The sequence below is a fragment of the Verrucomicrobiaceae bacterium genome (assembly GCA_016713035.1).
GTDB lineage: Bacteria > Verrucomicrobiota > Verrucomicrobiia > Verrucomicrobiales > Verrucomicrobiaceae > Prosthecobacter.
The window spans coordinates 61,051-85,956 of sequence record JADJPW010000009.1 but is presented as its reverse complement, the minus strand read 5'-3'; the positions used below and the strand labels follow the sequence as shown (position 1 = coordinate 85,956).

General features: G+C 59.2%; 19 protein-coding genes. 10 read left to right on the top strand and 9 right to left on the bottom strand.

Annotated features, from left to right (window positions below; all coding sequences use genetic code 11):
• Positions 1 to 5 precede the first annotated feature (5 nt).
• Together IPK32_21815 and IPK32_21810 are read left to right on the top strand one after the other, a co-directional pair.
• Positions 6 to 1,583 (top strand): L-serine ammonia-lyase, iron-sulfur-dependent, subunit alpha, encoded by a 1,578-nt coding sequence (locus IPK32_21815; GenBank protein ID MBK8094524.1) that lies wholly within the window; start codon positions 6 to 8, stop codon positions 1,581 to 1,583.
• Between the two features lie 12 nt (positions 1,584 to 1,595).
• A complete protein-coding gene (locus IPK32_21810; protein ID MBK8094523.1) occupies positions 1,596 to 4,859 on the top strand; it encodes a c-type cytochrome in 3,264 nt (1,087 codons plus the stop codon).
• 8 nt (positions 4,860 to 4,867) lie between these two features.
• Here IPK32_21810 and IPK32_21805 read toward each other — a convergent pair whose 3' ends face one another.
• Together IPK32_21805 and IPK32_21800 are read right to left on the bottom strand one after the other, a co-directional pair.
• The gene (locus IPK32_21805) at positions 4,868 to 5,317 is read right to left on the bottom strand and encodes a type II toxin-antitoxin system VapC family toxin (protein ID MBK8094522.1); all 450 of its coding nucleotides are present in this window, start codon (positions 5,315 to 5,317) and stop codon (positions 4,868 to 4,870) included.
• Complete coding sequence (locus IPK32_21800; GenBank protein ID MBK8094521.1) at positions 5,317 to 5,577, bottom strand: prevent-host-death protein; 261 nt, start codon at positions 5,575 to 5,577, stop codon at positions 5,317 to 5,319. The genes IPK32_21805 and IPK32_21800 overlap by 1 nt, the downstream gene beginning before the upstream one ends.
• Positions 5,578 to 5,643: 66 nt before the next feature.
• Here IPK32_21800 and IPK32_21795 point away from each other — a divergent pair, with 66 nt between their 5' ends.
• Together IPK32_21795 and IPK32_21790 are read left to right on the top strand one after the other, a co-directional pair.
• Positions 5,644 to 6,873 (top strand): hypothetical protein, encoded by a 1,230-nt coding sequence (locus tag IPK32_21795; GenBank protein ID MBK8094520.1) that lies wholly within the window; start codon positions 5,644 to 5,646, stop codon positions 6,871 to 6,873.
• Positions 6,874 to 6,904: 31 nt separating this feature from the next.
• Positions 6,905 to 8,014, top strand: coding sequence for a glycoside hydrolase family 99-like domain-containing protein (locus IPK32_21790; protein ID MBK8094519.1), 1,110 nt, complete (start codon positions 6,905 to 6,907; stop codon positions 8,012 to 8,014).
• A gap of 69 nt (positions 8,015 to 8,083) precedes the next feature.
• Here IPK32_21790 and IPK32_21785 read toward each other — a convergent pair whose 3' ends face one another.
• The 3 genes from IPK32_21785 to IPK32_21775 form a co-directional block, all read right to left on the bottom strand.
• Positions 8,084 to 9,319, bottom strand: a complete 1,236-nt coding sequence (locus IPK32_21785; protein MBK8094518.1) for an IS1380 family transposase — start codon at positions 9,317 to 9,319, stop codon at positions 8,084 to 8,086.
• Between the two features lie 300 nt (positions 9,320 to 9,619).
• Positions 9,620 to 9,805 carry a hypothetical protein gene (locus tag IPK32_21780; protein ID MBK8094517.1) on the bottom strand — a complete coding sequence of 62 codons (186 nt, stop codon included), beginning with the start codon at positions 9,803 to 9,805 and terminating at the stop codon, positions 9,620 to 9,622.
• Positions 9,768 to 15,824: an immunoglobulin domain-containing protein gene (locus IPK32_21775; protein ID MBK8094516.1), complete on the bottom strand. Its 6,057-nt coding sequence runs from the start codon at positions 15,822 to 15,824 to the stop codon at positions 9,768 to 9,770. Before IPK32_21775 ends, IPK32_21780 begins: the two co-directional genes overlap by 38 nt.
• 507 nt (positions 15,825 to 16,331) lie before the next feature.
• Between IPK32_21775 and IPK32_21770 the strand changes: the two genes are divergently transcribed.
• From IPK32_21770 to IPK32_21755, 4 genes are all read left to right on the top strand, one after another.
• Entirely contained in the window at positions 16,332 to 16,922 is a 591-nt protein-coding gene (locus IPK32_21770; protein ID MBK8094515.1) for a hypothetical protein, read from the top strand.
• A gap of 82 nt (positions 16,923 to 17,004) precedes the next feature.
• Positions 17,005 to 18,768: an AAA family ATPase gene (locus tag IPK32_21765; protein ID MBK8094514.1), complete on the top strand. Its 1,764-nt coding sequence runs from the start codon at positions 17,005 to 17,007 to the stop codon at positions 18,766 to 18,768.
• 188 nt (positions 18,769 to 18,956) lie between these two features.
• Entirely contained in the window at positions 18,957 to 19,667 is a 711-nt protein-coding gene (locus IPK32_21760; GenBank protein ID MBK8094513.1) for a DUF3800 domain-containing protein, read from the top strand.
• Positions 19,664 to 20,173, top strand: a complete 510-nt coding sequence (locus tag IPK32_21755; protein ID MBK8094512.1) for a hypothetical protein — start codon at positions 19,664 to 19,666, stop codon at positions 20,171 to 20,173. Before IPK32_21760 ends, IPK32_21755 begins: the two co-directional genes overlap by 4 nt.
• Before the next feature lie 102 nt (positions 20,174 to 20,275).
• Here the strand turns inward: IPK32_21755 and IPK32_21750 are convergent, their stop codons facing one another.
• The 4 genes from IPK32_21750 to IPK32_21735 all read right to left on the bottom strand — a co-directional run bounded on the left by IPK32_21750 (position 20,276) and on the right by IPK32_21735 (position 22,984).
• Positions 20,276 to 20,491 (bottom strand): hypothetical protein, encoded by a 216-nt coding sequence (locus tag IPK32_21750; protein MBK8094511.1) that lies wholly within the window; start codon positions 20,489 to 20,491, stop codon positions 20,276 to 20,278.
• On the bottom strand, positions 20,488 to 21,801 hold the full coding sequence (locus IPK32_21745; GenBank protein ID MBK8094510.1) for a glycoside hydrolase family 28 protein: 1,314 nt from the start codon (positions 21,799 to 21,801) through the stop codon (positions 20,488 to 20,490). Before IPK32_21745 ends, IPK32_21750 begins: the two co-directional genes overlap by 4 nt.
• Positions 21,801 to 22,745, bottom strand: a complete 945-nt coding sequence (locus tag IPK32_21740) for a hypothetical protein (GenBank protein ID MBK8094509.1) — start codon at positions 22,743 to 22,745, stop codon at positions 21,801 to 21,803. The genes IPK32_21745 and IPK32_21740 overlap by 1 nt, the downstream gene beginning before the upstream one ends.
• Before the next feature lie 62 nt (positions 22,746 to 22,807).
• Positions 22,808 to 22,984 carry a response regulator transcription factor gene (locus IPK32_21735; GenBank protein ID MBK8094508.1) on the bottom strand — a complete coding sequence of 59 codons (177 nt, stop codon included), beginning with the start codon at positions 22,982 to 22,984 and terminating at the stop codon, positions 22,808 to 22,810.
• 198 nt (positions 22,985 to 23,182) lie between these two features.
• Between IPK32_21735 and IPK32_21730 the strand changes: the two genes are divergently transcribed.
• Together IPK32_21730 and IPK32_21725 are read left to right on the top strand one after the other, a co-directional pair.
• Complete coding sequence (locus IPK32_21730) at positions 23,183 to 24,052, top strand: VWA domain-containing protein (GenBank protein ID MBK8094507.1); 870 nt, start codon at positions 23,183 to 23,185, stop codon at positions 24,050 to 24,052.
• A gap of 12 nt (positions 24,053 to 24,064) precedes the next feature.
• Positions 24,065 to 24,895, top strand: a complete 831-nt coding sequence (locus IPK32_21725) for a hypothetical protein (protein MBK8094506.1) — start codon at positions 24,065 to 24,067, stop codon at positions 24,893 to 24,895.
• Positions 24,896 to 24,906 lie beyond the last annotated feature (11 nt).

Genomic DNA, 24,906 nt, shown 5'->3' with positions numbered 1-24,906 from the left:
ATGCCATGAGTTTTGTCTCCATATTCAACGATGTGATCGGCCCGGTGATGCGGGGCCCCTCCAGCTCGCACTGTGCTGCGGCGCTGCGCATCGGGCGGCTCGCTCGTGATTTGATGGATGGCGAGATCACGGAGGTGCTCGTGGAGTTTGATCGTGAAGGCTCGCTGCCGACCACGCACGACAGCCAGGGCAGTGACATGGGCTTGTTTGGTGGGCTGCTCGGCTGGGACGCAGACGACGAGCGACTGCCAGACTCCGCGCAAGCGCTCTCGGAGGCGGGGATCAAGTTGCGCATCGAAACGGTCGATGTCGGCGATCCGCATCCCAATACCTATCGGCTCACTTTGAAGAACAGTCGGGAGACGCACACACTCATCGCGATTTCGACGGGTGGTGGCATGGTCGAGGTCATCGAGATTGATGGCGTGCCGATGCACATGGACGGCGGCTACCATGAGACGCTGATTTGGCAAAGTGGCTGCGACTTTAGTCGCACTCAGAATGATTCGGCTAAAGCCGAAACCACATTCTCAGCAGACGAAGTCATCGTTCACGATCTCGGCGAAAATCAGCTCATCCAGGTTAAAGCGGCATCCTTCGTCTCCACAGACTCATTCCGGCCTCTTTTCGTCAAAAACCTCTCACCCGTGCTTCCCGTCCCATCACGCAGAGACATTCGCGTGCCCTTCACGAGCTGCGCAGACATGCTGGCATACGACGGCGATCGGAGCACGCCGCTCTGGCAGCTCGCCATCGAGTATGAACGTGCTCGTGGTGACTTCACCGAGGCCGAGGTCATCGCGAAGATGGTCGCCATCGTGCGCATCCTGCGCAAATCCATCGCTAGCGGCATCGCGGGCACGACTTACACGGATCGCGTGCTGCATCATCAGAGCGGGCGCTTTGCTGAGAGGATGCAAACAGGCCACCTGCTGGATGCTGGTGCCCTGAACCGCATCATTCTCTACGTCACCGCACTCATGGAGGTGAAAAGCAGCATGGGCGTCATCGTCGCCGCACCGACGGCTGGAGCCTGTGCAGCACTACCCGGAGCGGTGATCGCTATGGCGGAGTCGATGGATCAAAATGAAGAGCAAATGGCCAAAGCCATGCTCGCCGCCGGATTGATCGGTGTCTTCATCGCCACACGCTGGACCTTTGCGGCAGAAGTAGGCGGCTGCCAGGCAGAAGGCGGTGCCGCCGCGTGCATGGCCGCCGCCGCGCTCGTCACACTGGCGGGTGGCACACGCGATCAAGCCATCGCCGCAGCCTCGATGGCCTTTCAGAGCATGCTGGGCCTGATCTGCGATCCCATCGCCAATCGCGTCGAAGCACCCTGCCTGGGAAAAAACGTCATGGCTGCCAGCAATGCCCTCTCCGCTGCCAACATGGCCCTCGCGGACTTCGATCCACTCATCCCGCTGGATGAAGTCATCGATGCTGCCAAGGCTGTCGCCGAGCGCATGCCCCGCGAGCACCGCTGCACCTCCCTGGGCGGCCTCGCTGTCACTCCGACCTCTCTGGAGATCGAGAGAAAGCTCGCGTCTCTGAAAACCAAGAGTTGCGGTTCTTGTTCCTGCTAAATACTCACTCTCATGATTCGATCCCTGCTTCTTTTCATACTCGCTACCAGCCTGCACGCTGCCACGCCGCGTGACTCGCTACCGCTCGATGCGCCTGAGTGGCCGCTGAACTATCGTCTGCATCTCGATGGTTCTGCGAAGGTCAAATTCAGCGATGAGCTGACCATCACACTCGATGCCTCTGGGCCGCATGACATCGCGGTGGAGCATCCCGCCGATGGTGCGCCCGTGCTGCGTGTGTGGAGTGGCGACAAGCTCGTGCGTGGGCCAGAGGATGTGCCGACGCTGGCACAAACAGGAGCGAAGGATTTCCCTGACGCGGATATTGACCTTGGCGATGACTTCACGGCGATGGTGACATTTGAAGCGACCGGCCAAGGCACCCTATTCTCCAAATGTGCACCGACAGGCAAGTGGTCGCCGGATGCGAAGGCGCTGTTCATTCGCGGCGGACGGCTCGTGTATGACATCGGCTGGCTCGGCGCGATGACCAGCGGTCCGAAGGTGACTGATGGCAAGCCGCATACAGCGGTGCTGACCACGAGTGGCGGCACTGCGCGGTTATGGTTAGATGGAAAGTCGATCGCGGTGAAGGCGAACTTCACTAAGCCGGATGCCAAGGAATTCATTTTCAAAGTGGGACACGCCGCGCCGAACTTCGCAGGTGATCTCACAAAGGGAAACATCCGTGCGGTGCGTGTGTGGAAACGTGCGCTGCCAGATGCGGAGATGGCGCTGCTGTTCAAGAACGACGGCGCAGGCGCGAACACGCCGGATTTCACCTATCAGCCGAAGGCGGGCGGCAAGCCCATCATTGAAGGTGGCAGCGGCTGGGTGCAGGCGCTGCAGCGCAGCGATCACGCCGAGATTGTAGGCGGCTGGAACGCCAAGACGCTCGAAGAAGGCGCGGCGATCTACAAGTCACTCTGCGTCGTCTGCCACGGCACGAAGGAGCAGCCCGGCTCACTGCCCACCGCGCTGCGCTTTGCCGAAGGCCAGTTCAAGAACGGCAGCGATCCGTATTCGATGTTCACGACCCTAACAAAAGGCTTCGGCCAAATGGTCCCACAGCCACAATACACCACCGCGCAAAAATACGCCGTCATCCACTACATCCGCGAGACCTTCTTGCGCCCACACAATCCCTCGCAACTCAAGGACGCCGATCTCGCATCACTCCCTCGCGGACTCGTGCGTGCCGAGGCGGAGAAAGCGGACAATTCGCCGCCACCCTACAAGCGTATGGACCTCGGCCCGGCATTGTTCTGGACCTTTGAAGTCGCACCCGACAACATCGCGCAAAAGGGCATCGCGATTCGTCTCGACGACGGCCCCGGCGGTGTGAGCAAAGGTCGCGCATGGATGGTTTACGATCACGACACCATGCGCGTCGCCACCGCAACCACAGGCGACTTCGTGGACTGGAAAGGCATCGCCTTCGATGGCAGTCACGGCACGCACACGGGTTTGACCGGTGAGAGGCACTTTATTAACCCCGTGGGACCAGGATGGAGCGTCGATAGCTTTGAGGATAAGCGTGCTCCGGCCAAGGATGGCAAGAAATACGGCACGCACGCAGGGCTGAAGTTCAAGGGGCTCTACACCTATCAAAACAAGGTCGTCATCGCAGCCAGCATCTACGGCACGCAGGTGATCGAATCGCCCGCGTGGCTCGATTACGGCAGCACACCGATCTTTGTGCGCACCGTGAACGTCGGCGAGGCAAAGAGGTCTTTGCTGCTTCGCCTAGCTCCAGAGAATGTGAACGTTGTTTTGAAGGGCGAAGGTGCTCTGAACAAGGAAGGCGGCTTCTGGGTCGCCAAGCTGCCTTCTGGAGCCAAAACGCAGCTTTTCATCTCCAAGGTCGATGCAGCATCGCTCGACACGATGGCCAGATCATTTACTGCTCCGCTCGATCTCACGCCGCTGACCAAAGGCGGCCACGCTCAATGGCCGCAGACTGTAACCACGACCTCCGTGGCGGGCAAAGAAGACGGCGCATTCGTCGCGGACGACTTCACGCTGCCTCACGACAATCCGTTTCAAAGCTGGCTGCGCCCCGGCGGCTTTGATTTCACACCCGACGGAAAGGCGGCCATCGTAGCGATGTGGAATGGCGATGTCTGGCGCGTCGATGGCGTGATCGAGAAGGCTCCCGCGAAGCTGACGTGGCGCAGGATTGCCAGTGGCTTGTTCCAACCGCTCGGCGTGAAGTTTCGTGGCGATGACCTCTTCATCACCTGCCGCGATCAACTCGCGCGACTGCGTGATTTGAACGGCGATGGTGAGATCGACTTCATCGAATGCTTCAACGACGACGCGCAAGTGACTGAGCACTTCCACGAGTTCGCGATGGGCTTGCAGACGGATGCCGCCGGCAACTTCTACTATGCCAAGTCCGGTCGCCACGCGCTCGACAGCGTGGTGCCGCAGCACGGCACCTTGCTCAAAGTCAGCGCCGGTGGTGCCAAGACAGACATCCTCGCTACCGGCTTCCGTGCGGCCAATGGCCTCTGCCTCAACGACGACGGCACCTTCTTTGTCACCGATCAAGAAGGCTTCTGGACACCGAAGAACCGCATTAACCGCGTCAAAGTCGGCGGCTTCTACGGCAACATGTTTGGCTACACCAACGTGACCGATACATCCGACACCGCGATGGAACAGCCCATGGCGTGGATCACCAACAACAAGGACCGCAGCCCCGCCGAACTCGTGTGGGTGCCCAAGAACGCGTGGGGCAATCTCGGCGGCAGCTTGCTCAATCTCAGCTACGGCACCGGCCGCGCCTTCATCGTCCCTCACGAAGAAGTGAGCGGCCAATGGCAGGGCGCGGTGTGCGAGCTTCCCATGCCCGCCTTCGCCACCGGCATCATGCGCGGACGCTTCGGCAACGATGGGGCACTCTACACCTGCGGCATGTTCGCCTGGGCCGGAAACGCCACAACACCCGGCGGCTTCCATCGCATCCGCCGCAACGAAAAGCCCGCCCAAGTGCCTCTGGCGGTTCACGCGACTCCCGGTGCCATGACCGTGACCTTCAGCGACCCCATCGAGCCGAAGGATTGCGCCATGAAAGTGTGGCGCCTCAAACGCACCAAGAACTACGGCTCCCAGCACTACGACGAACACGACCTCGCCATCAAGACTGTGAAGCTCAGCGACGACAAACGCACCGTCACTCTGGAGATCCCTGACTTAGCACCCACGCAGTGCTACGAGCTGAAGATCAACGACCACAATCTGCACGGGACCATTCACCAACTCGCGAAGTGATGAGCACCTCAGACCTTGACCACCAGACCTTCGGCTTCAGCGAGCGCCTTCTGATTGGCATCAAAGGTCAGGAACTCATCAGCGCCGAGGTGCAGGGCCGTGGCGACATGCAAGATGTCCGCCAGTCGATGGCCTTTAGTCTCAGTGTATCGCTCGCTCAATTCTTCCGCCGTGTAATGAACGGCCGACCAATCAACCGGCATGACTTCGAGCACTTTGGTGCGCAGGTCGGATTGAAGATCACGCAGCATCTGAGTCGCCTCCGACTTGGTGAAGCCCTTGGTTTTGTCTTTCGTATGCAGTCGGACTTGCAGTCGCAGGGACTGACGAAACTCGAGCAGCAGAAGGCTAGAGACCGGAATTGGCCCGCTACGCTTCGCCATGAAGGTATCCGCTTTGGGCGAATGCTCCTGCGTGCGATACACCGAGCACAGAAACGAGGTGTCAGGAAAAACCATCAGCCCTCTTCGCCCTCCAGTTCATACTCCCGCATCTCCTTCACTTCCTGCTCGCTAAACACGCGATCCCCCCAGATGGCTTTTCGTCGTGCTTCAAAGTCTGGATTCTTGACCTTGGCGGGGCTTCGGCTGCGCTTCATGGCAGTGAGCATGGCCACGGGCTCACCGCGTTTTTCAATGCACACTTCGACCCCATCACGGAGCCAGGCTTCGATCATGGCGAAGTTGTTCCGAAGGTCGCGGACGGTGGCAGTTTTCATGTGGACATTTTCTGTCCCCGCGCTGCGTTTGTCAATGACCGCCTCTCCCGCTTTCCACCCATCACTATGAAACACGTCCTCTTCGCCACAATCCTCGCGGCGGCTCAGCTTCACGCCAAGCCGCTGAAAGTCTTCATCCTCGCCGGTCAATCCAACATGGAAGGTCATGCGAAGATCGAGACCTTCGACTACATCGGCGATGATCCTGCCACCGCTCCGCTTTTGAAGATGATGCGCGGCGACGACGGTCAGCCGCGTGTGTGCAATCACACATGGATCTCCTACTTCACAGGCAAATACGACGGCAGCGCGAATGGCGAGGGCACCGGGAAGCTCACGGCTGGGTATGGTGCGCGGGACGATGCGACGAAGTCGAATGGCAAGATCGGCCCGGAGTTCACCTTCGGCCTCACGATGGATGCCGCGCTCCAAGAGCCCGTTTTGATCATCAAGACCGCCTGGGGAGGTCGGAGCCTCAACACGGAATTCCGCCCACCGAGCGCAGGATCGTATGAACTCAACGACTACCAAAAGAAGCTCTACTATGGCCCGCCCGGCCACGGTGTGCCCAAGGACATGAACCAATGGCTCGCCGAGAAGAAAACCGAAACAGGCCGCTTCTACCGCTACATGGTCGAGCATGTGAAGCATGTGCTCGCCGACCCGAAACGCGTCTGTCCGGCCTATGATGCGAAGGGTGGCTATGAGATCGCAGGCTTCGTGTGGCTCCAGGGCTTCAACGACATGGTGGACGGGCACACGTATCCCGATCGCGGCAAGCCGGGCCGCTTCGCAGTTTATAGCGATCTGCTCGCACACTTCATCCGCGATGTGCGCAAGGACTTGAATGCACCAAAGATGCCCTTCGTCATCGGCGTGATGGGTGTGGGCGGTTTGAAGGCACCGCCGGACACGCTCGCCTTCCGCGAGGCGATGACCGCGCCCTCGCTGATGCCCGAGTTCAAAGGCAACGTCTTCGCCGTGCCCACCGCGCCGTTTTGGTCGGAGGAACTCGCCGCCATCGACGACAAACGCGCCCAGGTCCGCCAGATGGGATTCTATTTGAACAACAAGCACAAAGACCATGCCAACGCCGACGGTCACATGACCGAGCCCGAGAAACGAGCGTATCTCAAAGACTACGAAGTCAAACTCATCTCGCCCGCAGACGAAGCTCTGTGGAAACGCGGTGCCTCGAATGCTGGCTATCACTACCTTGGATGCGCGAAGACCTTCGCCCTGATGGGCAAGGTCTTCGCGGAAGCGATCCTTGGCAAGACGACATCTGCTCCGTGATCTCAAGCACCTCAGACCACCCTATATGCTTTTGAAACACGCACTCGCCTCGCTCGCATCATTGCTGCTCTCTTCAGCGGCTGTGGGTGACGAACGCCCCATCGTCGGCGCGATCCGCTGGGATGGCTGGTATGGCGATGGCAGCGTGGTGAAAGCCGTGGAGGCATCGTTGGGGCAGCCGAAGTATCATTTTCGCCTGCCGTGGTTCGCTCGCGTGGTTAGCGAGGGCAAGGTGAGCATCAATGGCGATGCGCAGTCCATCATGGAGCAGGAGATCGAGTATGCAGCGCAGGCGGGGCTGAACTACTGGGCCTTTCTGGACTACTTGGACCAAATGCCGGGCATGAGCATCGGCTTGAAACGCTACCTCGCGGCGAAGGACAAGAAGGGCCTGCGCTACTGCCTCATCGAAGAAGGTGCGCGACTCGACGGAGCGGGCTCGAAAGCCTGGAGCACACTCGTGGAGCATTTCCGACATCCCGATTACCAAACCGTGCTCAATGGCCGACCACTGCTGTGTTTGTTTGGGAAGACCGCCAAGCTTGGCAAAGCCGAGTGGGACGATTTGAAGCATCAAACCGTCGCCGCAGGTCTGAAGGCACCCTATCTCGTGCTCATGGGTTGGAATGCAGACAAGGATCGCGAGGAACTCGGCTTCGACGCCATCTCCGAGTATGCCTGCGCGGGCAAAGGCTACACGACGGATCCCGTGACCTATGCGCAGCTTACCTCGCATCATGTGAAGGAGAACCTCTGGTCCAAGTGGAAGCGCGAACGCACCCCATGTATCACCTTTGCCACCACAGGCTGGGACACTCGGCCTCGCCAGGAACGCCCGCCGCCGTGGTGCTCATGGGTCATGGCCACGCCCGATCCCACACCGCCTGCACAACAAAAGCCACTCATGGATGCGACCACCGCCACGCCCGATGAACTCGCCGCGCATCTGCGGGATGCCATCGCGTGGACACAAGCCAATCGCGACCTCAATCCCGCCAACGTCATCATCATCTATGCCTGGAACGAGCACGACGAAGGCGGCTGGCTCCAGCCCACGCTCGGTGCTGATGGTAAACCTAACGATGAGCGCATCCGGGCACTGGGGAGGGTGCTGCGACTGGCAGTCACACCACCGCCATAGTTATTTTTTGTCCTCTGGTGTTTTCTTCAGCGGACACCATGACGCCACGTCTCCGGTCTTGAACCCGGATTATGCATTAGGATAAGCGAACGGGGGTGGGCGAGCTTCGATGTGTTGGAAGATGGAGTCCATCCAGGGGCGCTTTTGGCGGGTCAGTGAGAGCTTGAGCACTCGTTTGCGAGCGTGTTGGCTGACCCAGCCGCCTATTGCAAAGCAATAGGATCTCAGGGTCGCTAAGGTGGCCTGGTTGTGGCTGTTGAGTGCGAAGTGCCGGAACAAACTTATGAGGTTGTAGGCTACCATGATGAAGCGGAACGAGGCTTCGGTGGCCCAGAAGTCTTGGAGACAAAACGCGTCTAGGCCAAAGTCCTGCTTGAGTTCCCTGATCCTGTTCTCGCAGTCGGCGCGGGTGTTGTAGATGTTCCAGATCTGATCGAGCGGTAGGTCGAGGTTGGTCACGTAAAGGCTGAAGCGGTAGTCGGGCATGTCATCGAAGAGTAGCTTGCCTGCCGCTTGAGGGCGGCGGCTGGTCTGCTTGCGCACGACGATGTGACGACGCGCTTTTACTTTCGGATCGGCGCACTGGTGTCGCCATTCTTTGACTGCGATGCCGGGGCATACTTCTACCCAGTCTTTCATGCCATAGACTTCGTTCTTGATGTTGGCATAGGCTTTCGCGGCGATGATGTAGGGCACGCTGCGCTCCTCCAGCGCGCTGAGGATGTCGTTGGTGTAAAAGCCGCTGTCGGCGCGCACGAGGCCGACCTTCACTCCGGCGAGTGCTTCATCGAAAGTCTCGCGCATGAACTCCACGCAGTTGGAGCACGCTGCGGTGTTGCCGGGGCGCAGCCAAGCGTTGGCCACCATGCGCGTTTGGCTGATGAACGCGATGAGCGGATGGTGTGAGTTGCGTCCTTTGCGGTTGGGGTTGTAGCCTTTGGCCGATCCTTCCTGGCTCCCTTCGCGTGTGATGACGGTGCTGTCGAAGTCTACCGTCACTGCACCGATGTTGATCTGATCGAAGAACCACTTCTGCAAGGCGGGGAACACGGCTGTGTTGCGTGCCTGCGAGAACTTGCCGAAGAATCGGCTGTAAGTGCTTTGGCTCGGCAGGCTCTCATAGCCAAAGATGGCGGCGAGTGTTTGATCTTGGCGCAGCCAGTCGCAGTGGATGTAGCGGCTGGCTCCTGTCCAGATGCTAAGCCAAAAGCTCTCGATGATGTGAACCGGATCATAAGCGCGGTTAGAGCCTCCTTGCGGTAGATCCAAAGTCCTGAGGTGCTCGCGGATACCAGTCTGGTCCAAAAGCGCTTCATCAATGCCATGCCGCCAAAGGGCGTCACCGGCTTGTCGGAGTATTCAATCGGCAAGTTCACCATCCCGGTGATTCTGCCACGCTCGTCAATACCCCTCAACAACGAGCATCAGGCCTTCTCACCTGCATGCTATTGCATAATCCGGGTTGAACAGAGTCTTTCTTCGCCGGGGAGACGGTGTAGTGGAAGGCCACGAACAAACAGCCGATGAAGAAGCAAAGCCCGGTCAGCGTTGAGGGCACGCCTGAGTTTGCTCTCGTTGAGGTGCTGGTGGTTTATGAATCCCAAGTCAGGCCAACGGAATCCCAAGCGAGGTTCGCGTGGCTGCTCGCAGGGTGGAGCGCTGCGACCTCCTCTCAATGGCGCTGAAGATGTCCGTAATGGTCGTCTCCACGCCCCAGGTCAGCCTCGCCAACTCATGCACGCCGGGGAAGTTTTCACCGCCTTCGATGCGGCTGATGGTGTCTCGCGACACGCCGCACTTTCACCACAGGGCATACATGCTCTACCTCAGGTCCTGCAAACGTCTTGGCAACCGCTCGCGGATGCGCTCGGCGTAGTTGTGGGGCCCCTGTGGCTTTGCGTTCACGGGGTCTGGGTGATGGCGATGCGGAAGAAGCGTGCTGGCTGGCCTTCGATGGGGGCGGGAAGGGTAATTCCACGACATCATGGGTGGTGTCGCTGGCGATGACGGTGGGGGTGGTGGCACTGTTTTCCCAGGTGGTGAGGTTGGCGCTGAACTGTGGGGTGTAGATGAGGCCGTCGGTGGCGTGGGTCTTTCGGCGGATGAAGCGGGCGGTGATGGTGGTGCCCATGTTCACGCTGGGCAGGCCGGTTTGCGTGAGGGTATTGCCGCTGATGGCGAAGGTGCCGATGCTGCTGGAGCTGGGATTCATGCCGAAGGCAAACTCGAGCAAGTTGGTGAGGCCGTCGCTGTCGGGATCGGCGGTGGAGAGGCCGGTGGTGGCGGGATTGAGGCCGTTGGCGTCGGCCCAAAGCGCGACGGGGTCATTGATGATGAGTGTGGCGCTGCTACTCGTGACGGTGCCCGCAGAACTGGCGATGACGACGCTGTAACTACCCCAATCTGTAACTGCGGCGCTGGGAAGGGTAAAGCTGCTGCCGGTGGCACCACTGATCGCCTCGTTGTCGCGATACCACTGGTAGCTGAGTGGGAAGGGAGAGGTGGCGCTGACGCTGAAGGTGACGCTCTGGCTACGATTGACAGTCTGCGAGATGGGCTGCGTGGTGATGCGCGTTGGCACTGAGGGCAGCCAGCCATTCAGGTTGTAGTAGGCGTTTCCGAAAATCGCCGCGAGCGTGTAGTCAGCCGGGTTAACTGTGACGGGAACGCGATTGGCGGAGCCTGTGGGATGGACCAGCAACGCATCCGTGGGCGACATCGCCGGGCTGGTGTAGTCGGGGTCGATGGTGTTGAGCCAATAGGCTCCGGCAGTCTGGCGCTGCGCCACGGTGGCCGCGGTGCCTCCGCCGATGAGGGTGGAGCCGTATTCGCGGGCGCGGCAGGTGTTTTCGCGGCCACTCCATTCGCCCCAGCCCTTCGTGCTGATGTGGGTGCCGAGGGCGCAGTTGATGACGGCCGTCGTGCCGTCGTTGCCCCACGGGCGTTCGAAGGTCGTGGAGTTGGCGTTCACGTCGTAAGGGTAGCCGTTGGCGACGAGGGCGCGCGGGAAGCGGCAGTTCAGGAACACGAGGCCGTGCGGCTGGGCGATGGAGGTGTTTGGTGCGCCGATGGGGCCGCCAGTGTTGCGGATCTCGACGATGTCGGAGTTGTCGAACACGGAGAGTGCCGCGCCGTAAATGAAGTCCACCGAACCCCAGACTTCGCAGCCGTAGAAGTAAGTGATGCCCATGACGGTGTAGAGGGTGTCCTGGCCACCCTTGATCAAGACATTGTCAAAGACGATTCGTGAGCCTGTGGTGGCGACGGTGTTGATGGGTCCAGTGAATGCATTCGATCCATAGGCCGAGGTGCCGGTGGGCGTGTAGGCAGTGTAGATGATGTTATCGACGGTGAGGTCGCGGACGGTCACGTCGGAGCTTTCCACGCGCAGTGTGCCTGCGGGGAAGTTGTTGCTGGAAAACGCGGCGTAGGGAAACACGAGCTGCACGTCGTGGCGGGTCGCGCCATCGCCGACCATCGTCACGAAATGGCGGTTCTGAGCGAAGGTGGTGCAATCGAAGTAAATGCCCGGCTTGATGCGGATGGTGCGGGGCAGCGTGTTGTTTTGCGGTATCCAGTCGGAGGCACCTTGCAGCGTGGCGAAGTCACCGGTGCCGTCGAGGCCGACGGTGATCGTGGTCGGGCCGGTCGTGGGCGTTGGCGTGGCGGGGCCGGAGACTTTGGTCGAGAACCTCCAGGTGTTGGGATCAGAAACGCCTGGGAACGCCGCATTGGTGGAATCCAGCACCACCGCCGGATCCATGGTGACGTAGTAGGTGCGACCGTAAGCGAGCCGTTGGCTCAAGGTGATCCACACCTCATTGCCATACACGGCGATGGGCATGTAGTTGAAGTTCGTGCCTTGCACGTTGCGCACGGCCAGGTTGGGAATGGTCGCCGCATAGAATGTGATTTTGCTGAGGGTGGCGAGGTTGATCGTCGAGACGACCGAGTTATCCGCGGCATCACGCACGGTGAGCGTGCCTGCGATGCCCAGCTTGGGAGCGCTTGGGAAGCTCAGCCGCAGTTGCTGGTCGATGCTGATGCCGGTCGCGTTATTGCCAGGAGCGAAGGTGATCGACTGCGTGGTGGCCGCGCCGAGATAGACGACCGAGCTGGTGACGCTGCCGACGAGGTTCGTCGCGATCACCCGGTAGTAACCGGAGGTCGCCGCCGTGACCGTGAGCGGGAGCGTCGCGGCTGTGGCACCGGAGACGTTGGTAAAGGTCACGCCGTCAGTGCTCATCTGCCATTGGTGTGTGGGAGCGGGCGAGCCGGAGGCGGAGACGGTGAGGGTGAAAGGCGAGCCCGAGGCCACGATCTGTCCCACCGGCTGCGTGAGGATGGTCGGGGCCTGATTGACCGTGAGCGTGGCGGCGTTGCTGGTGAGCGTGCCGACGGAGTTGGTGATGACGACGCGATAGAGCCCTGCGTCTGCCACGACGGTGCCGGTGATGTTGAGGGTGCTGCTATTGGTGCCGACGTTGCTGTAGTTCGCGCCGTCATCCGCGCTCCTCTGCCATTGATAGGTGAGCGGAGAGGTGCCGCTGGCGCCCACGGTGAAGGTGGCTGTGGCTCCAGCGAGGACTGTGGTGCTGACGGGATGCGTCTGGATGGTCGGCGCCACCAGTCCCTCGCTGGTGGTGACGGCGCAGTTGCTGCTGACCACGGTGCCGGAGGCGTTGCTAACAAGCACGCGATACGTTCCGGCATCACTGGCCTGAACGACGGCGATGGAGAGTGTGGCGGTGGCGGCGCTGGGATTCGCTGCGGCGCTGATGTTGGCAAAGGTCGCTCCGCCATCGGTGCTCTTTTGCCACTGATAACTGAGCGTGCCAGGACCGCTGGCCGTGACGCCTACAGAGAAGCTGCCAGTCAGTGTGGCGGTCGCGTTCGCCGGTGGCTGCGCAGTGATGGTGGGCATCGCCTGCGGCACGACTTGGAAGCCATTGAAGAAGGGATCATTCTGCCCCGTGGCATTGTCCACGACGAAGGTCAGCGTGCCGCTCGGCGACGCGGTGCCGCTGAGTTTCACATACGAGTGGTTGAGGTTCGCGGGATCGGTCACATCACGCGTGTAACCATTGCTGTAGTCCGCTGGAGCTTCAGCCGAGCCTCCGCCGTTCGCGGCATCGAGGATCCACTTGCTGCCCTGGCCGTTGTTGTTACCTGCACCGTATCCGTAGAGGTCGTAACTGCGGCCCGCAGTCAGGCCGTTGATCGTGACCGTGAGCGCCGTGTTCCACCAGTAGTAGGTGTAGTAGCGCATGATGGCGCTGGGTGAAAAGGAGGTGCTGTCGTTGCCGGTCTTCAGCGCGTCACTCACGCTGTAGGAGCCGGCGGTCACAGAGAGGGACATCGTCTTGCCTGTGGCCGCTCCAGCGTCATCCACGAGCGCGGCATTGCTCACGAGCGCCTGCGTGGGCGTGCCGGCGGCGGCAGCACCGATGATGTTATTCCAAACGCTGCCCGCTGAGCCGACCGCAGCCGCGCCAGTGACGGCGGGCGCTCCGCTTTGATTGGAAGCACGGAAGGCAACATTGAACGCCGTGTCGGGCGTGGAGCCACCGTTCGGCACGACAGAGAGCGCGGCCGTCTGGCTGATGATCACGCCGCCTTGGGCATTGAGCACGATGACGCGGTAAAGGCCCGCGTCGCCGCTCTGACTGTTCGTGAGCACGAGCGAGGAAGTGGCCGACGAGGCGTTCGTGGCCGGATCGATCGTGGTCCACGTGCTGCCGCCATCCGTGCTGCGCTGCCACAGGTAGGACTGCGCAGTCGGCGCGGCAACCGAGATCGTAGCGCCCGCGCCTGCGGTGGTGACGGTGTTCGCCGGTTGGCTGGTGATGGTCGTCTGCGCGGCCTCCTGGATTTGGAAGCCATTAAAGTGCGGATCGTTCTGCCCCGGCGCATTGTCCACGACCACCGTCAGCGTGCCCGTGGATGTGGCGGTGCCGGTCAGCTTCACATAGGAGTGGCCGAGGTTCGCCGGATTGGTCACGTCCCGCGAGTAGCCATTGTTGTAATCGCCGAGGCAGTTCGCTGTGGCACCGCCATTGGCCGGGGCCATCGTCCAGGAGGAGCCTGTGTTGTGACTGTCGCCCGCACCGTAGCCATATAGCTCGTAGCTCGCGCCGGGACGCAGGCCGGTGAGCGTGAGCGTCACCGTCCCGTTCCACCAGTAGTAGGTCCAGTAGTCCATGATCGGCGTCACGGTGGGGAAGTTGGTGCCGTTGTTCCATGCCTTGACCACGTTGTTGATCGTCTGCGTGGGAGACGCAGCGTTGAGCGTCAGCGCCACGCCTGTCGCCGCGCCGGAGTCGGAGACGAGCGCCGCATTGCTGAGCAAGTCCTGTGACTGGAGTGTGGTGGAGAGCGCCGCGCCGGTGAGATTGTTCCAAACACTGCCGCTGCTGCCAATCGCCGCCGCACCTGTGACGGTGATGCCGCCGCGAGTCGGCGAGCGGAAGGCCAGGTTCACTTGGGGCGTTGGAGTCGTATTCGCGGTGGTCAGCACCACTAGCGAGGCATTGCTGCTGTAGCTCACCGCACCGCCCCCATCCGTCACCAGCACGCGATACAGCGAAGGCGAAGTGGTCTGCACATTCGTGAGCGTCAGCGTGGCGGTGGTGGCGCTCGGTGTGGCAATCGGGTCAATCGTGTCGAACGTCGTGCCACCATCGTTGCTAGACTGCCACTGGAACGAGACCGCCGCCGGTGCCGTGACCGTGAAGGATGCGCTCCCTCCCACCGTGGCCAGCGCGTTCGCAGGCTGGCCCGTGATCGCCGTCGAGGCCACCGGCACGAGTTGGAAGCCATTGAGGAAAGGATCATTTTGCCCCGTCGCATTGTCCACCGTGACCGTGAGCGTGCCGCCGGAGGTCGCCGCGCCGGTGATCTTCACATAGGCATGGCCGAGGTTCGCCGGATTCGTCACGTCCCGCGTGAAGCCGCTGCCAAAGTCGGCCATCGCGGACATCGTCGCCCCGCCATTCACCGGAGCGAAACTCCATTTGCTACCCTGGCCGGCACCGTCGCCCGTGCCGAAGCCGTAGAGATCATACGAGCGGCCAGGAGCGAGGCCGGTGAAGGTCAGCGTGAGCGTCGCATCCCACCAGTAGTAGGTGTAGTAGTCCATGATGGCCGACACCGGCGCGAAGTTCGAGTTGTTGCTCCAGGCATGGTGCTGGGCGCTCACCGGCTGCGTGGCCGAGGCGGAGTTCATCGTCACTTTCATGTCCGTCACGGTGCCCGAGTCCGAAATCAGCGCCGCATTGCTGATGAGATTCTGGGAAAGGTCCGTCGTTGATGGAGCCGCCTGCATCAGATTGTTCCAAACACTGCCCGTCGTGCCCACCGCGCCCGCGCCGGTCACCGCAGGCGCACCGCTTTGTGATGCAGCACGGATCGCGCCATTTGCCGCCACGACTGTGCGAGGCAAAACTTTGAGCACACAAGCAGTGCTCGTCTCCGCAGGCGTCGTCACTACCCGATAATGCCCCGCATCCGATGCCTGTAGATTGGTCAGTGTGAGCGAGGCCGTGGTGGCGCTCGCATTGCCCGAGATCGCCGTATAGGTCGAGCCGCCATCCGTGCTCTTCTCCCACTGAAACGCCGAAGCTGCCGGCGCCGAAGCCGAGATCGTCACACTGCCCGTCGCAGTCCCGCTGATCGCCGCCGGAGGCTGGGTGACGATCTGAGCGAAAGCACTCGTGGCAAGACTGAGAAGCAAAAGACCGCCGACAAAAGCAGGACGGACGATGCGACGACGGACGAACGCAGAGATAAATGCTGGCAGGGGGCAATCCATACGCCGAGTCTGTCAGACCGGCGGTTTTCTGTCCCGTGGCCAGATGTCCACAAATGCAGGGACCAGGGTCACTTCCGTGGCAGAAGCGGGGTGCCTTCCATGCCTGTCACCTCGGCCTGATGATGAGGGCGATGGAGCAGGCCTGGAGAAAGGTGGGCATAAGGTGACAAACGCCCACTATGGGCCGTCCTCGCGTTACCCACAAGGAAAGCGGGTGTTATGGTAGCGCCGTCCATGTGGAGCATTCGCACACGCGTGTGGCATACTCGTAAGCTTCGCTCTCCCGGTTGGAGGGCATGGCGTCTTCATGAGCAGGCTTCCCGCCGTTCACTCGCCTCCCCAAAGCCCCACCTGGAACTCAGGAGAAAATGCCGCAGCGATCAGGGCGGATTGTGCCAAAACCACCGCCCTTCCGGCAAGACTTTTTTGGGCAGAGCGGAGGTGAATTAGGGAAAACTTGTGACAGCACGGTTGAAGTGCTTCACGTTACACCCACGCCACCCATTCATGACCGCCAGCACAACCAACGGAAGATCCCGACAAGAGGAACTTGGACAGTTCCTCACGGCGAAGCCGACGGCGGACTTCATGGCCTCCATGTTTGGGCCAAGCAAGCCTGCTGCTTGCTCCACTTCACAGAGTCGTTGGGGGCTACTGGTCAAAGCTATCATTGAGGTGTTTTGCGCCCGATGGGCTCCAGGAGCGGCTATCCTCGGCATCTGCGATAGCGAGCAAGGTGAGGTCAATCTCGATTCAAACGCCTTGGCCGCGCTCGGCGTCACCTTGGATTCCTCCGCCAAACTTCCTGGTGTCATGATCCACCACGAGACCAAGAACCGACTTCTACTCGTCGAACCCGTGATCAAAGGCGGACCAGTGGATGAAAAGCGCCGCCAGGAACTCCAGAATTTGTTTGCCGGGTCCGATGCGCATCTCGTCTTCGTCACCGCCTTCGAGAACCGCCGCGCCATGCAAACCTTCGGCTCAGAGATCGCCTGGGAATCCGAGGTGTGGTTCGCCGAAGACCCCGATCACATGATCCACTTTAACGGAGGTCGCTTCCTCGGGCCATATCCAGACGCGATGCCAAGCAAATGACCACCGACCGCCACCAATTCCGCAGCATCACTACCCTGCGCGACATGCTGCTGCCGAAGCTGCTCAAAGGAGAACTCCGCTTATGAAGATTAAATCATTCGAACTCGCCCACATCAAAGCATTCAAGTCGCTGAAATTTGACCTGGAATCAACCTCTGTCCTGATTGGTCAAAACGATCATGGCAAGTCATCAATCCTGAAGGCAATCGACATTGTTTTGAATCAGCTTCCGCAGGAGGCCCTTGAAGCGGGAACACTCCATCCAGACCTCGCGGAGCGGCTTTTACCGGTGTTTCCGGTAAATGCGAAAGCGCGCCGAATCACGGTCTATTACGAAACAGGAGGTAAGGAAAAGGCGCTGCACATCACAGTCCGCTCAGATTTGACTTTTACAGTGTTGGAGGAAATTGAGCGCAACGCCAAAACGAATCCCCAAAGTCTTGCGATTCTCGCAAAGATACGTGCATATAACAAATTTATTCTGATCCCGGCCCTTCGAGACGCATCATCCGAAGAATTTCGTAAATTGTTTGGACGCATGCTTCGAGAACATGGATTAGCCAAAATGATTCCACAGAAAGCCGGCGGCACTCCAAAAGAGTATCGAGTTCTCAAGGGCATACGCGACAAGATTACAAGTGAGATAAGCCCATACATCAACGATGCGCTACTGCCAGAAATCGAGAAGCACTTCGGATTCAAGACACAGCACAAATTAGGACTGAAGTTTGATGTTGATGTGCAGAATGTTGGAGAGTGGATTATCGACAACCTTCGATTGGGGTTTCAGGTTGGAGATAATGAGGATGCAACGCTTGCCCTCTCGGAGGCGGGTTCAGGTGTTCAAAGTGGCGTGCTTCTTGCGCTACATCGCCTTGAGCAAAAAGCCGCTGTCAATCCAGACACTCAATTCATTCTCGCTGTCGAAGAGCCTGAGGCATTCTTGCATCCGCAGAGGCAGAAGGAACTCTATCAGGACATTTTGGCTGCACAGTCCAACAATCTCCGGGTCATTGTCACAACGCACAGCCCCTACATCGTTTCCGAAACTCCATTCACGAAACTAGGGTTAGTAAAAAAGGATGGGCAGCATGCATCTCTTTTTGTGCCTTCGGTCGGTTCACAAAGGGAGCGAGAGATGTTTGACGCTTACAGCGACGATGTGAACGCGCAGTTGTTCTTTGCAGAGAAAGTTGTTTTGGTTGAAGGGGAATCAGATTCTAGGGTCCTGAAAGTTTTGTTGCAGAAGAAACTTGGGAACGCTGCACATCGAATCTCCGTCATATCCGCATCGGGCAACGCTAACTTCTCCCCGTTTTTGCGCATGATCAGGGCATGGAAGGAGGCAAAGATTCCTCATCTTGTTGTGACTGATTTTGACTCCCTTACAACCAGCACGCAGAGGGCGCTACTGGTCGGAGCGAAAGCGGCAGGATATCCAATTGCTGGCGAGGCTACGCTCCACTCCGCTATCGATGCAGCGCTCGACAAGGATGAGCAACACTTCAGAAATGCTGCGAGCGAAGCTGAGAAGCAGTTGAAGGGCGCTGGCTTAAATACATTCGTTTTCACGTCCGATTTGGAATACGCACTTATTACTGCCGACAATAAAGATGCTGCGGCAAAAGAAATGACTACATGCGGTCTCGATGACAAGGACTACACGAAAGGGTATGACCTTAACCAGTTGCGGAAAGCAATTGGCAGCAAGCTTTTAACGAACAGCAAAAATGACTCAGCTTCGTTAAAGAAGCCTTTCGTTCACCGAAAGATCGCCGCGACCATTGAACTGCCGAAGGCGCACAGTGACTTTGGCCGCCTAATCGCAGCCATCGAGGCGCTCTAACCTTCTTCAAGAAGCGAATATGTCCCTTGACGAATCCAACGCCGAATACACCTCCCTCGAATGGTTCGGGGAGCTGGTCCCGCAGGCGCTGGAGCTAGGGCACGGGCCGCATCTCGCGCCCGCAGAACCGTCGGCGGCGCGGGAGTTGAGTTTGGTGGAATCTGAACCCTTTTAACCCCGAGACACCCATGAGTGAGACGCTGAACTTTTACTGTGATGAAAGCTGCCACCTGCTGAATGATCATCAGAAGGTGATGACGCTGGGAACGGTGTGGTGCCCGATGGAGCGGCGGCGGGAGATCAGCGAGCGGTTGCGTGAGATCAAAGCACGGCATGGGCTACCGCCTGCCTTTGAGGTGAAGTGGGGCAAGGTGTCGCCTGCTAAGGCGCTGTTTTACCAGGACTGGCTGGATTTTTTTCTCGATGACGATGACCTGCACTTCCGTGCCGTGGTGGTGCCGGACAAGAGTGTGCTCAATCACGACGGCTTCGGCCAGTCGCACGATGACTGGTATCACAAGATGTATTTCGTGTTGCTCTCCGGGCTGCTGAAACCGGAGAACAAGCACCGCATCTACATCGACCTGAAAGACACGCACAGCGCCCGGAAGATGAAGAAGCTGCATGAAGTGCTGTGCAACAACGCCTATGACTTTGACCGGAAGATCATCGAGCGGGTGCAGGTGGTGGCCTCCCACGAATCTGAACTGGTGCAACTGGCAGATCTGCTGGTGGGGGCGGTGAGTTACGCGAACCGGGGCCTCTCGGGTAATGCAGGCAAGGAGCAGCTCATCGCCCGGCTGAAGAAGCGGACGAACAAGCACCTGACGCAGACGACGCTGCTCAATGAGAGGAAGGTGAACCTCTTGATTTGGAAAGGGGGCGGGGCGGGCGTATGAGCGAGCCGCCCGACTTGGTCGAAGTGGATGACTTTCCCGGTGCTGACTTTGGCAGCCGTTGGAAGGTGTATCTGGAGGACATTTACCAGCGCTACCTGCGGTCCGTTGCGAAAGGCGGGCTTACTTTCCGTGGTAAGCTGGTGAACTGCCAGTTTCGGCCGGAAACGCATGGGAAGCACTTCGCCTTCTGGCACATGATGCAGGAGGGGAGCGGCGGCCGGAGTGAAGATGACCGGACGATTGATCCCGAGCGTTGCCGCCGGGTGGATTGGATCGCCTGGGTAATTGCGAACGCAGGGACGCATCCTGGCATCCGTGTTTTCCAGCAGACCACGCGTTGGGGTGAGACGTCCTGGGTGCTCTGGCTCTACGAGCATGATTACGCGGTCATCCTTTGGGAGCGCCGAGACTACTACCTGCTCAAGACCGCCTTTTACCCCATCTACAAACGCAAGAAGGAGGAGCTTGAACGTGACTGGAAGGCGTTTCAGCCTGGAAATGGCTGAGGCCGCCCCTTGCGGGACGGCCTCGAAATCTCCTTTCACACATGGTGAATGAAACACTGGGAATAGACACACCCGGCATCCGAATGTCAAAACATCTTTATCCTAGCTGAGCATACCCCCAATCGTTTCGAACGGCAGGGGCTCCACGCCGAGTTCCTGCAACTCAGCCACTCCATCGGTCATCAAGAGCACCATCTTCTTGAATTGCAGCCGCTCGCCAACCTTGACCTCCTTGCGGTAAAGGCTCACGCGATTGATCTCGCCAGGGAATAGCTGCACCTCGGGCACCATGTCCACAAATGCAGGGACCAAGGTCACTTCCGTGGTAGAAGCGGGGTGCCTTCCATGCCTGTCACCTCGGCCTGATGCACAGTCAGGGGCGGTCCTTTCTTGACGTTGAGGCTCACACCTTCAAATCGTATGCCTTTGGCGTGATAGACCTGTGCTCCACGCTCGGCGGTGATTTGCAGATTCTTTAGTTTCACGTCTTCAAAAGGCCTTTCGGGCAGACCCCAGATGATGATGGAGTTTTCGCAATCCTGAATCGTGCCGCCTTCGATCTGAATGTTCCGCCAAACGGGTGTTCTCGGCGTTACGCCCTCACCTCGGTCATCATCAGGTCGCTTGGGCTCCTTGGGATAGTAGCTGGAAAGAAAGATCGGCGTGCGCACCTTTCGCATGGTTACATTTCTAAAGGTGATGTTCTCGACGAGACCGCCACGGTCGCGGGCAGCCTTCATGCGAATGCCTGAAGTGGTGCCGTCGAAGGTGACGTTTTCCACCGTGATGTCCCGCAAGCCACCGCCCGTGTAGCTGCCGATGGACATGCCGTGCCCCACCCCAAGCGTGCAATCCGACACCAGCACATTCGCCGTGCCCGGTCCTTCATCCTTCGCTGGATAGCTGGAGAGAAAAACGATGTTGTCATCGCCCGTGGCGATGTGGCAGCGCCGGATGATGACATTCCGTCCGCTGAGATTGATGCCGTCCGTGTTCGCTGATTCATCCGGCGCCGTCATCGTCACATCCTCCACGGTGACATCCACACACCGCCGGACGGAGCAGTGTGTGTTCGGTGGATTCAGCGTGGTGACGCCAGCAAGCCTCACGCGTTCGCAGCGGTCGAACACGATGAGTTGCGGGCGCTGCGGCTCTTTTTTCGCCTCATCAGGATGCTTCGCTAGCTCACGCACACGATCCCACCAGGGCTTTCCCTGTCCGTCGATGGTGCCCTCGCCGCTGATTTGCACATCGGTGACTTCACGGGCGTAGATCAAGTTCGCCGTCCGGCCCTCTGGCAGTGCGAAATCCTGGCGGTTGTGGCTCATGCGCAACGTCGCACCTTTCACGAGATGAAAGTCTGTGCGTGCGGGAAGCTCGATGGGGCCGCACAAAAAATCGCCCTTCGGCAGCACGACCTGTCCGCCGCCTGCCTGCGCACACGCTGCGAATGCCGAGCGAATGGCTGCCGTGCACATCGTCCTGCCATCTCCCACGGCTCCGTAGTCAGTGACGATGAAACGCTGCCCTGGAATGACCGGCGTGCTCACCGTGACGGGAGCCGCGACCGTGCTCCAGACTGGCAGCAATGCGCCGAATGCGACAAGGAGGAGAGAGAGCCGCTTCATCAGATGCTCTGAGTCTCGCAGCGCCTCCTGCGCCGCATCATGACACCCACCATGCCGACCAAGCCAAGCATCGCACGCGATGGCTCCGGCACAGATCCAACATTGACCACATCCAAAATGGACGTGCCCATGCGGAAATCGTCGTAGCGGCCGATCGGACCGCCATTGGTGGTGAACTGGAGAAAGTCGAAGTCATTCAGGCTGCGTGTCGCCGTGTCCGTGAGAGAGTAGTTGGCATAGGTGCCGAGGATGGAGTCCGCATTGCCCGTCGTCGCGTTGGCCAGATAACTGGCATAAGAAGTGGCATCGAAAGCAAAGAGCTGGGCGGAGGTGATGTCGCTGCCTGACAAGATGTAGCGGGTGACCAGGAGATAGTTGGTGTTTGCGGCACTGGTGCCTGTGCTCTGGGCCACCTCGCTGGCGTCCGCGCTGACCGCGCCTTTGCCAGTGGAACTGCTACCGGAACCGAAAGCCCGAACTTCGTTGCGCCCACTGCTGGTCGTGTAACCACCCGAAGCACTCGTGTTGAACCGCTGCTCCACCGACCAGTCGTTGAAGTAACTCCCGTTGGAGGACCCGAAGCTCATGAGGCTGCTGCTGTAGAGACTGGTGCCCGTGATGGTGGAGGTCACTGCCGCCGCCGCCCCTCCTTCTCCGAAACCCGGCCCGCTGTTGGTGATGATGAGCGAGCCACCACTCGCGGCGAAGTGCCCGGCCATCGTCACGCTGGTGGCATCAAAGTTGGCCGTGGCATTGGATGTCCCGCCCTGCGCACCCGCCGTCCAGTTTCCCGTCAGACCTGTGGCGTTGGTAGCAACACCGTTCGCCGAGCCTGCCGAGTAGTTGAAGGACTCAAGGATCAACACCGCAGCCGGTGCCGGGCCGACACAGCAGAGCAAAGCAACGGCGACGAGAGAGTGGAGGGGGCGGAAGGAAGTCTTCATGACGATTTCCCTCCATCTTGAAGGATCGCGTCATTTTTGTCGCGTGGCCAAATGTCCACAAATCACAGATGCACGATCCCGCGCTCAATCGCCAGCGTGGCAGCACGCGTGCGGTCGGCGGCACCCAGCTTTGCCAGCAGGCTGGAGATCTCCTTCTTCACCAGACCTCCGCTCATGTGCAGCTCCGTGACGATTTCCTTATTGCTCCGACCCTGAACGATGAGGCCCAGGATGTTCAACTCACGCTCCGTCAGAGGCTCGCGCTGCTTGCGTGCGGCCAGCGCATGGGGTCAAATCGGTGCCGCCCCATGCCGGCGATGCGCTGCGGACGCGCAAGCTGCCAATAGGCAATTGCAGCGCATCAACACAGGTCTTAGGTGTTGACACCTCGACACCTGAACCCACGTTCTCCCAATTCTAAACCACAGACTCATCCCATGCCCTACACAGCCGAGATCAATCGTTCGAGTCCGACAGCTTTCATATTCGTCATCGACCAGTCGGGTTCGATGGCAGACGCAATGCCTGGCTCAGATCCGCCGAAGAAGAAGTGTGACGCTGTGGCAGACAGTGTGAACAATCTTCTTCGGAACTTGAGTCTCAGATGCGCACGTCCCGACGGTGTTCGTGATTATTTTTATGTGGGCGTGATCGGCTACGGAGCAACAATCGGCTCAGCGTATGGCGGCAGCCTCTCAGGACAGGAGCTTGTCCCATTGAGTGCATTGGCCAACTCGCCTGCCAAGGTCGAGGAGCGAACCAAGAAAACTGATGATGGAGCCGGTGGTTTGATTGACCAGAAGGTAAAGTTCCCAGTGTGGTTTGAACCGAAAGCGAGCGGTGGAACGCCAATGTGTCAGGCGCTTGGCTTGGCACGAAAATGGATCGAAACATGGGTGAACCTGCATCCATCTTCCTTCCCTCCCACAGTCATTCACATCACTGATGGAGAATCCACTGACTCAGCAGACCCCGCAGAAGCGAACCGGATGGTTGGGGACATGATGGCTGGACTTACTTCCATAATGTCGGAAGACGGCGCGACGCTCCTTTTCAATGTTCATGTATCCAGCAAGGCAAATGTGAAGCCCATCGCATTCCCGTCTGATGATTCAAATCTACCTGACGAATATTCGAAGATGCTCTTTGCGGGAGCCAGTCCACTGACCGACACCATGCACCGTGTCGCGAATGACGAACATGGCCTTGGCCTCGCTCCAGGAGCAAAGGCATTCACGCTGAACGGCGATTTGACCATCGTGGTGCAGGCTCTTGATATCGGAACACGCGCTTCAAATTTGCGGTAACTCAATCCACTCATGCCCTTTTTGGTATCTGCGTTCTCAGTGCCCAAACGCGATGCCAAGGCGTCCGAAAATCAGGATGCCGTATGGCCTCGGCTGGTTCGTGCCAAAAATGATGAGCCGAGTGCAGGCCGGGCCGAAGTAGCATCGAAGCAGGGCCGTGTGTTCGTGGGAGTTGCGGATGGCGCAACAGAGGGCGTGCTCGCGGGCGAGTGGGCAAACATTACGCTCAAATCGCTCAGCAAAACAGTTGGGGACATCCGCACAGTTGATGATGTGACGCCGCAGCTTAATGAAGCTGTGCAGACTTGGGAGCGATTCAAACGGCTTCGCACTGTGAACGGCACCAGGCCTCTAACCGCGCTTCCTGCATGGTTGGAAGATGAGGCTGTTGCCAGAGGTGCGTTTGCCACAGCTTGTGTGGTATGGTTTAGCGACAACGGCGAATGGATTGGTGCTGCTATCGGGGATTCATGTGTGTTCCATCTGCGCCAAGATGAACTGATTGAGGCATGGCCACTTTCTAACTCCATCGAGTTCAATAACAGCCCCTACCTCGTCAGTTCAGAGGCTGCTTGCAACGTTGATCTCGCCAAGCACATCAAGACCTGCCGCAGCCAGTGGGAACGTGAGGATCGTTTTTACTTTGCCACCGATGCCCTTGCTTGCTGGATACTGAAGCAGCATGAAAATCATGCTTCACCTTGGACCAAACTGGCGAGCTTCGACGCAATCGCTGCCCCTGATGAGTTCTCGGCATTCGTGGAGTTTCTCCGCGAATCAGGGGAGATTCGGAACGACGACACCACACTGGTTCGCGTGACATTCATTCCAAAATCCCAATGAAGTGGGGATAT

What these genes read in the sequence shown, in the direction of transcription:
- IPK32_21815 (MBK8094524.1), top strand. Translation starts at nt 6, where the DNA reads ATGAGTTTTGTCTCCATATTCAACGATGTGATCGGCCCGGTGATGCGG.
- IPK32_21810 (MBK8094523.1), top strand. Translation starts at nt 1,596, where the DNA reads ATGATTCGATCCCTGCTTCTTTTCATACTCGCTACCAGCCTGCACGCT.
- IPK32_21805 (MBK8094522.1), bottom strand. Translation starts at nt 5,317, where the DNA reads ATGGTTTTTCCTGACACCTCGTTTCTGTGCTCGGTGTATCGCACGCAG.
- IPK32_21800 (MBK8094521.1), bottom strand. Translation starts at nt 5,577, where the DNA reads ATGAAAACTGCCACCGTCCGCGACCTTCGGAACAACTTCGCCATGATC.
- IPK32_21795 (MBK8094520.1), top strand. Translation starts at nt 5,644, where the DNA reads ATGAAACACGTCCTCTTCGCCACAATCCTCGCGGCGGCTCAGCTTCAC.
- IPK32_21775 (MBK8094516.1), bottom strand. Translation starts at nt 15,824, where the DNA reads ATGGATTGCCCCCTGCCAGCATTTATCTCTGCGTTCGTCCGTCGTCGC.
- IPK32_21770 (MBK8094515.1), top strand. Translation starts at nt 16,332, where the DNA reads ATGACCGCCAGCACAACCAACGGAAGATCCCGACAAGAGGAACTTGGA.
- IPK32_21765 (MBK8094514.1), top strand. Translation starts at nt 17,005, where the DNA reads ATGAAGATTAAATCATTCGAACTCGCCCACATCAAAGCATTCAAGTCG.
- IPK32_21760 (MBK8094513.1), top strand. Translation starts at nt 18,957, where the DNA reads ATGAGTGAGACGCTGAACTTTTACTGTGATGAAAGCTGCCACCTGCTG.
- IPK32_21755 (MBK8094512.1), top strand. Translation starts at nt 19,664, where the DNA reads ATGAGCGAGCCGCCCGACTTGGTCGAAGTGGATGACTTTCCCGGTGCT.
- IPK32_21745 (MBK8094510.1), bottom strand. Translation starts at nt 21,801, where the DNA reads ATGAAGCGGCTCTCTCTCCTCCTTGTCGCATTCGGCGCATTGCTGCCA.
- IPK32_21740 (MBK8094509.1), bottom strand. Translation starts at nt 22,745, where the DNA reads ATGAAGACTTCCTTCCGCCCCCTCCACTCTCTCGTCGCCGTTGCTTTG.
- IPK32_21730 (MBK8094507.1), top strand. Translation starts at nt 23,183, where the DNA reads ATGCCCTACACAGCCGAGATCAATCGTTCGAGTCCGACAGCTTTCATA.
- IPK32_21725 (MBK8094506.1), top strand. Translation starts at nt 24,065, where the DNA reads ATGCCCTTTTTGGTATCTGCGTTCTCAGTGCCCAAACGCGATGCCAAG.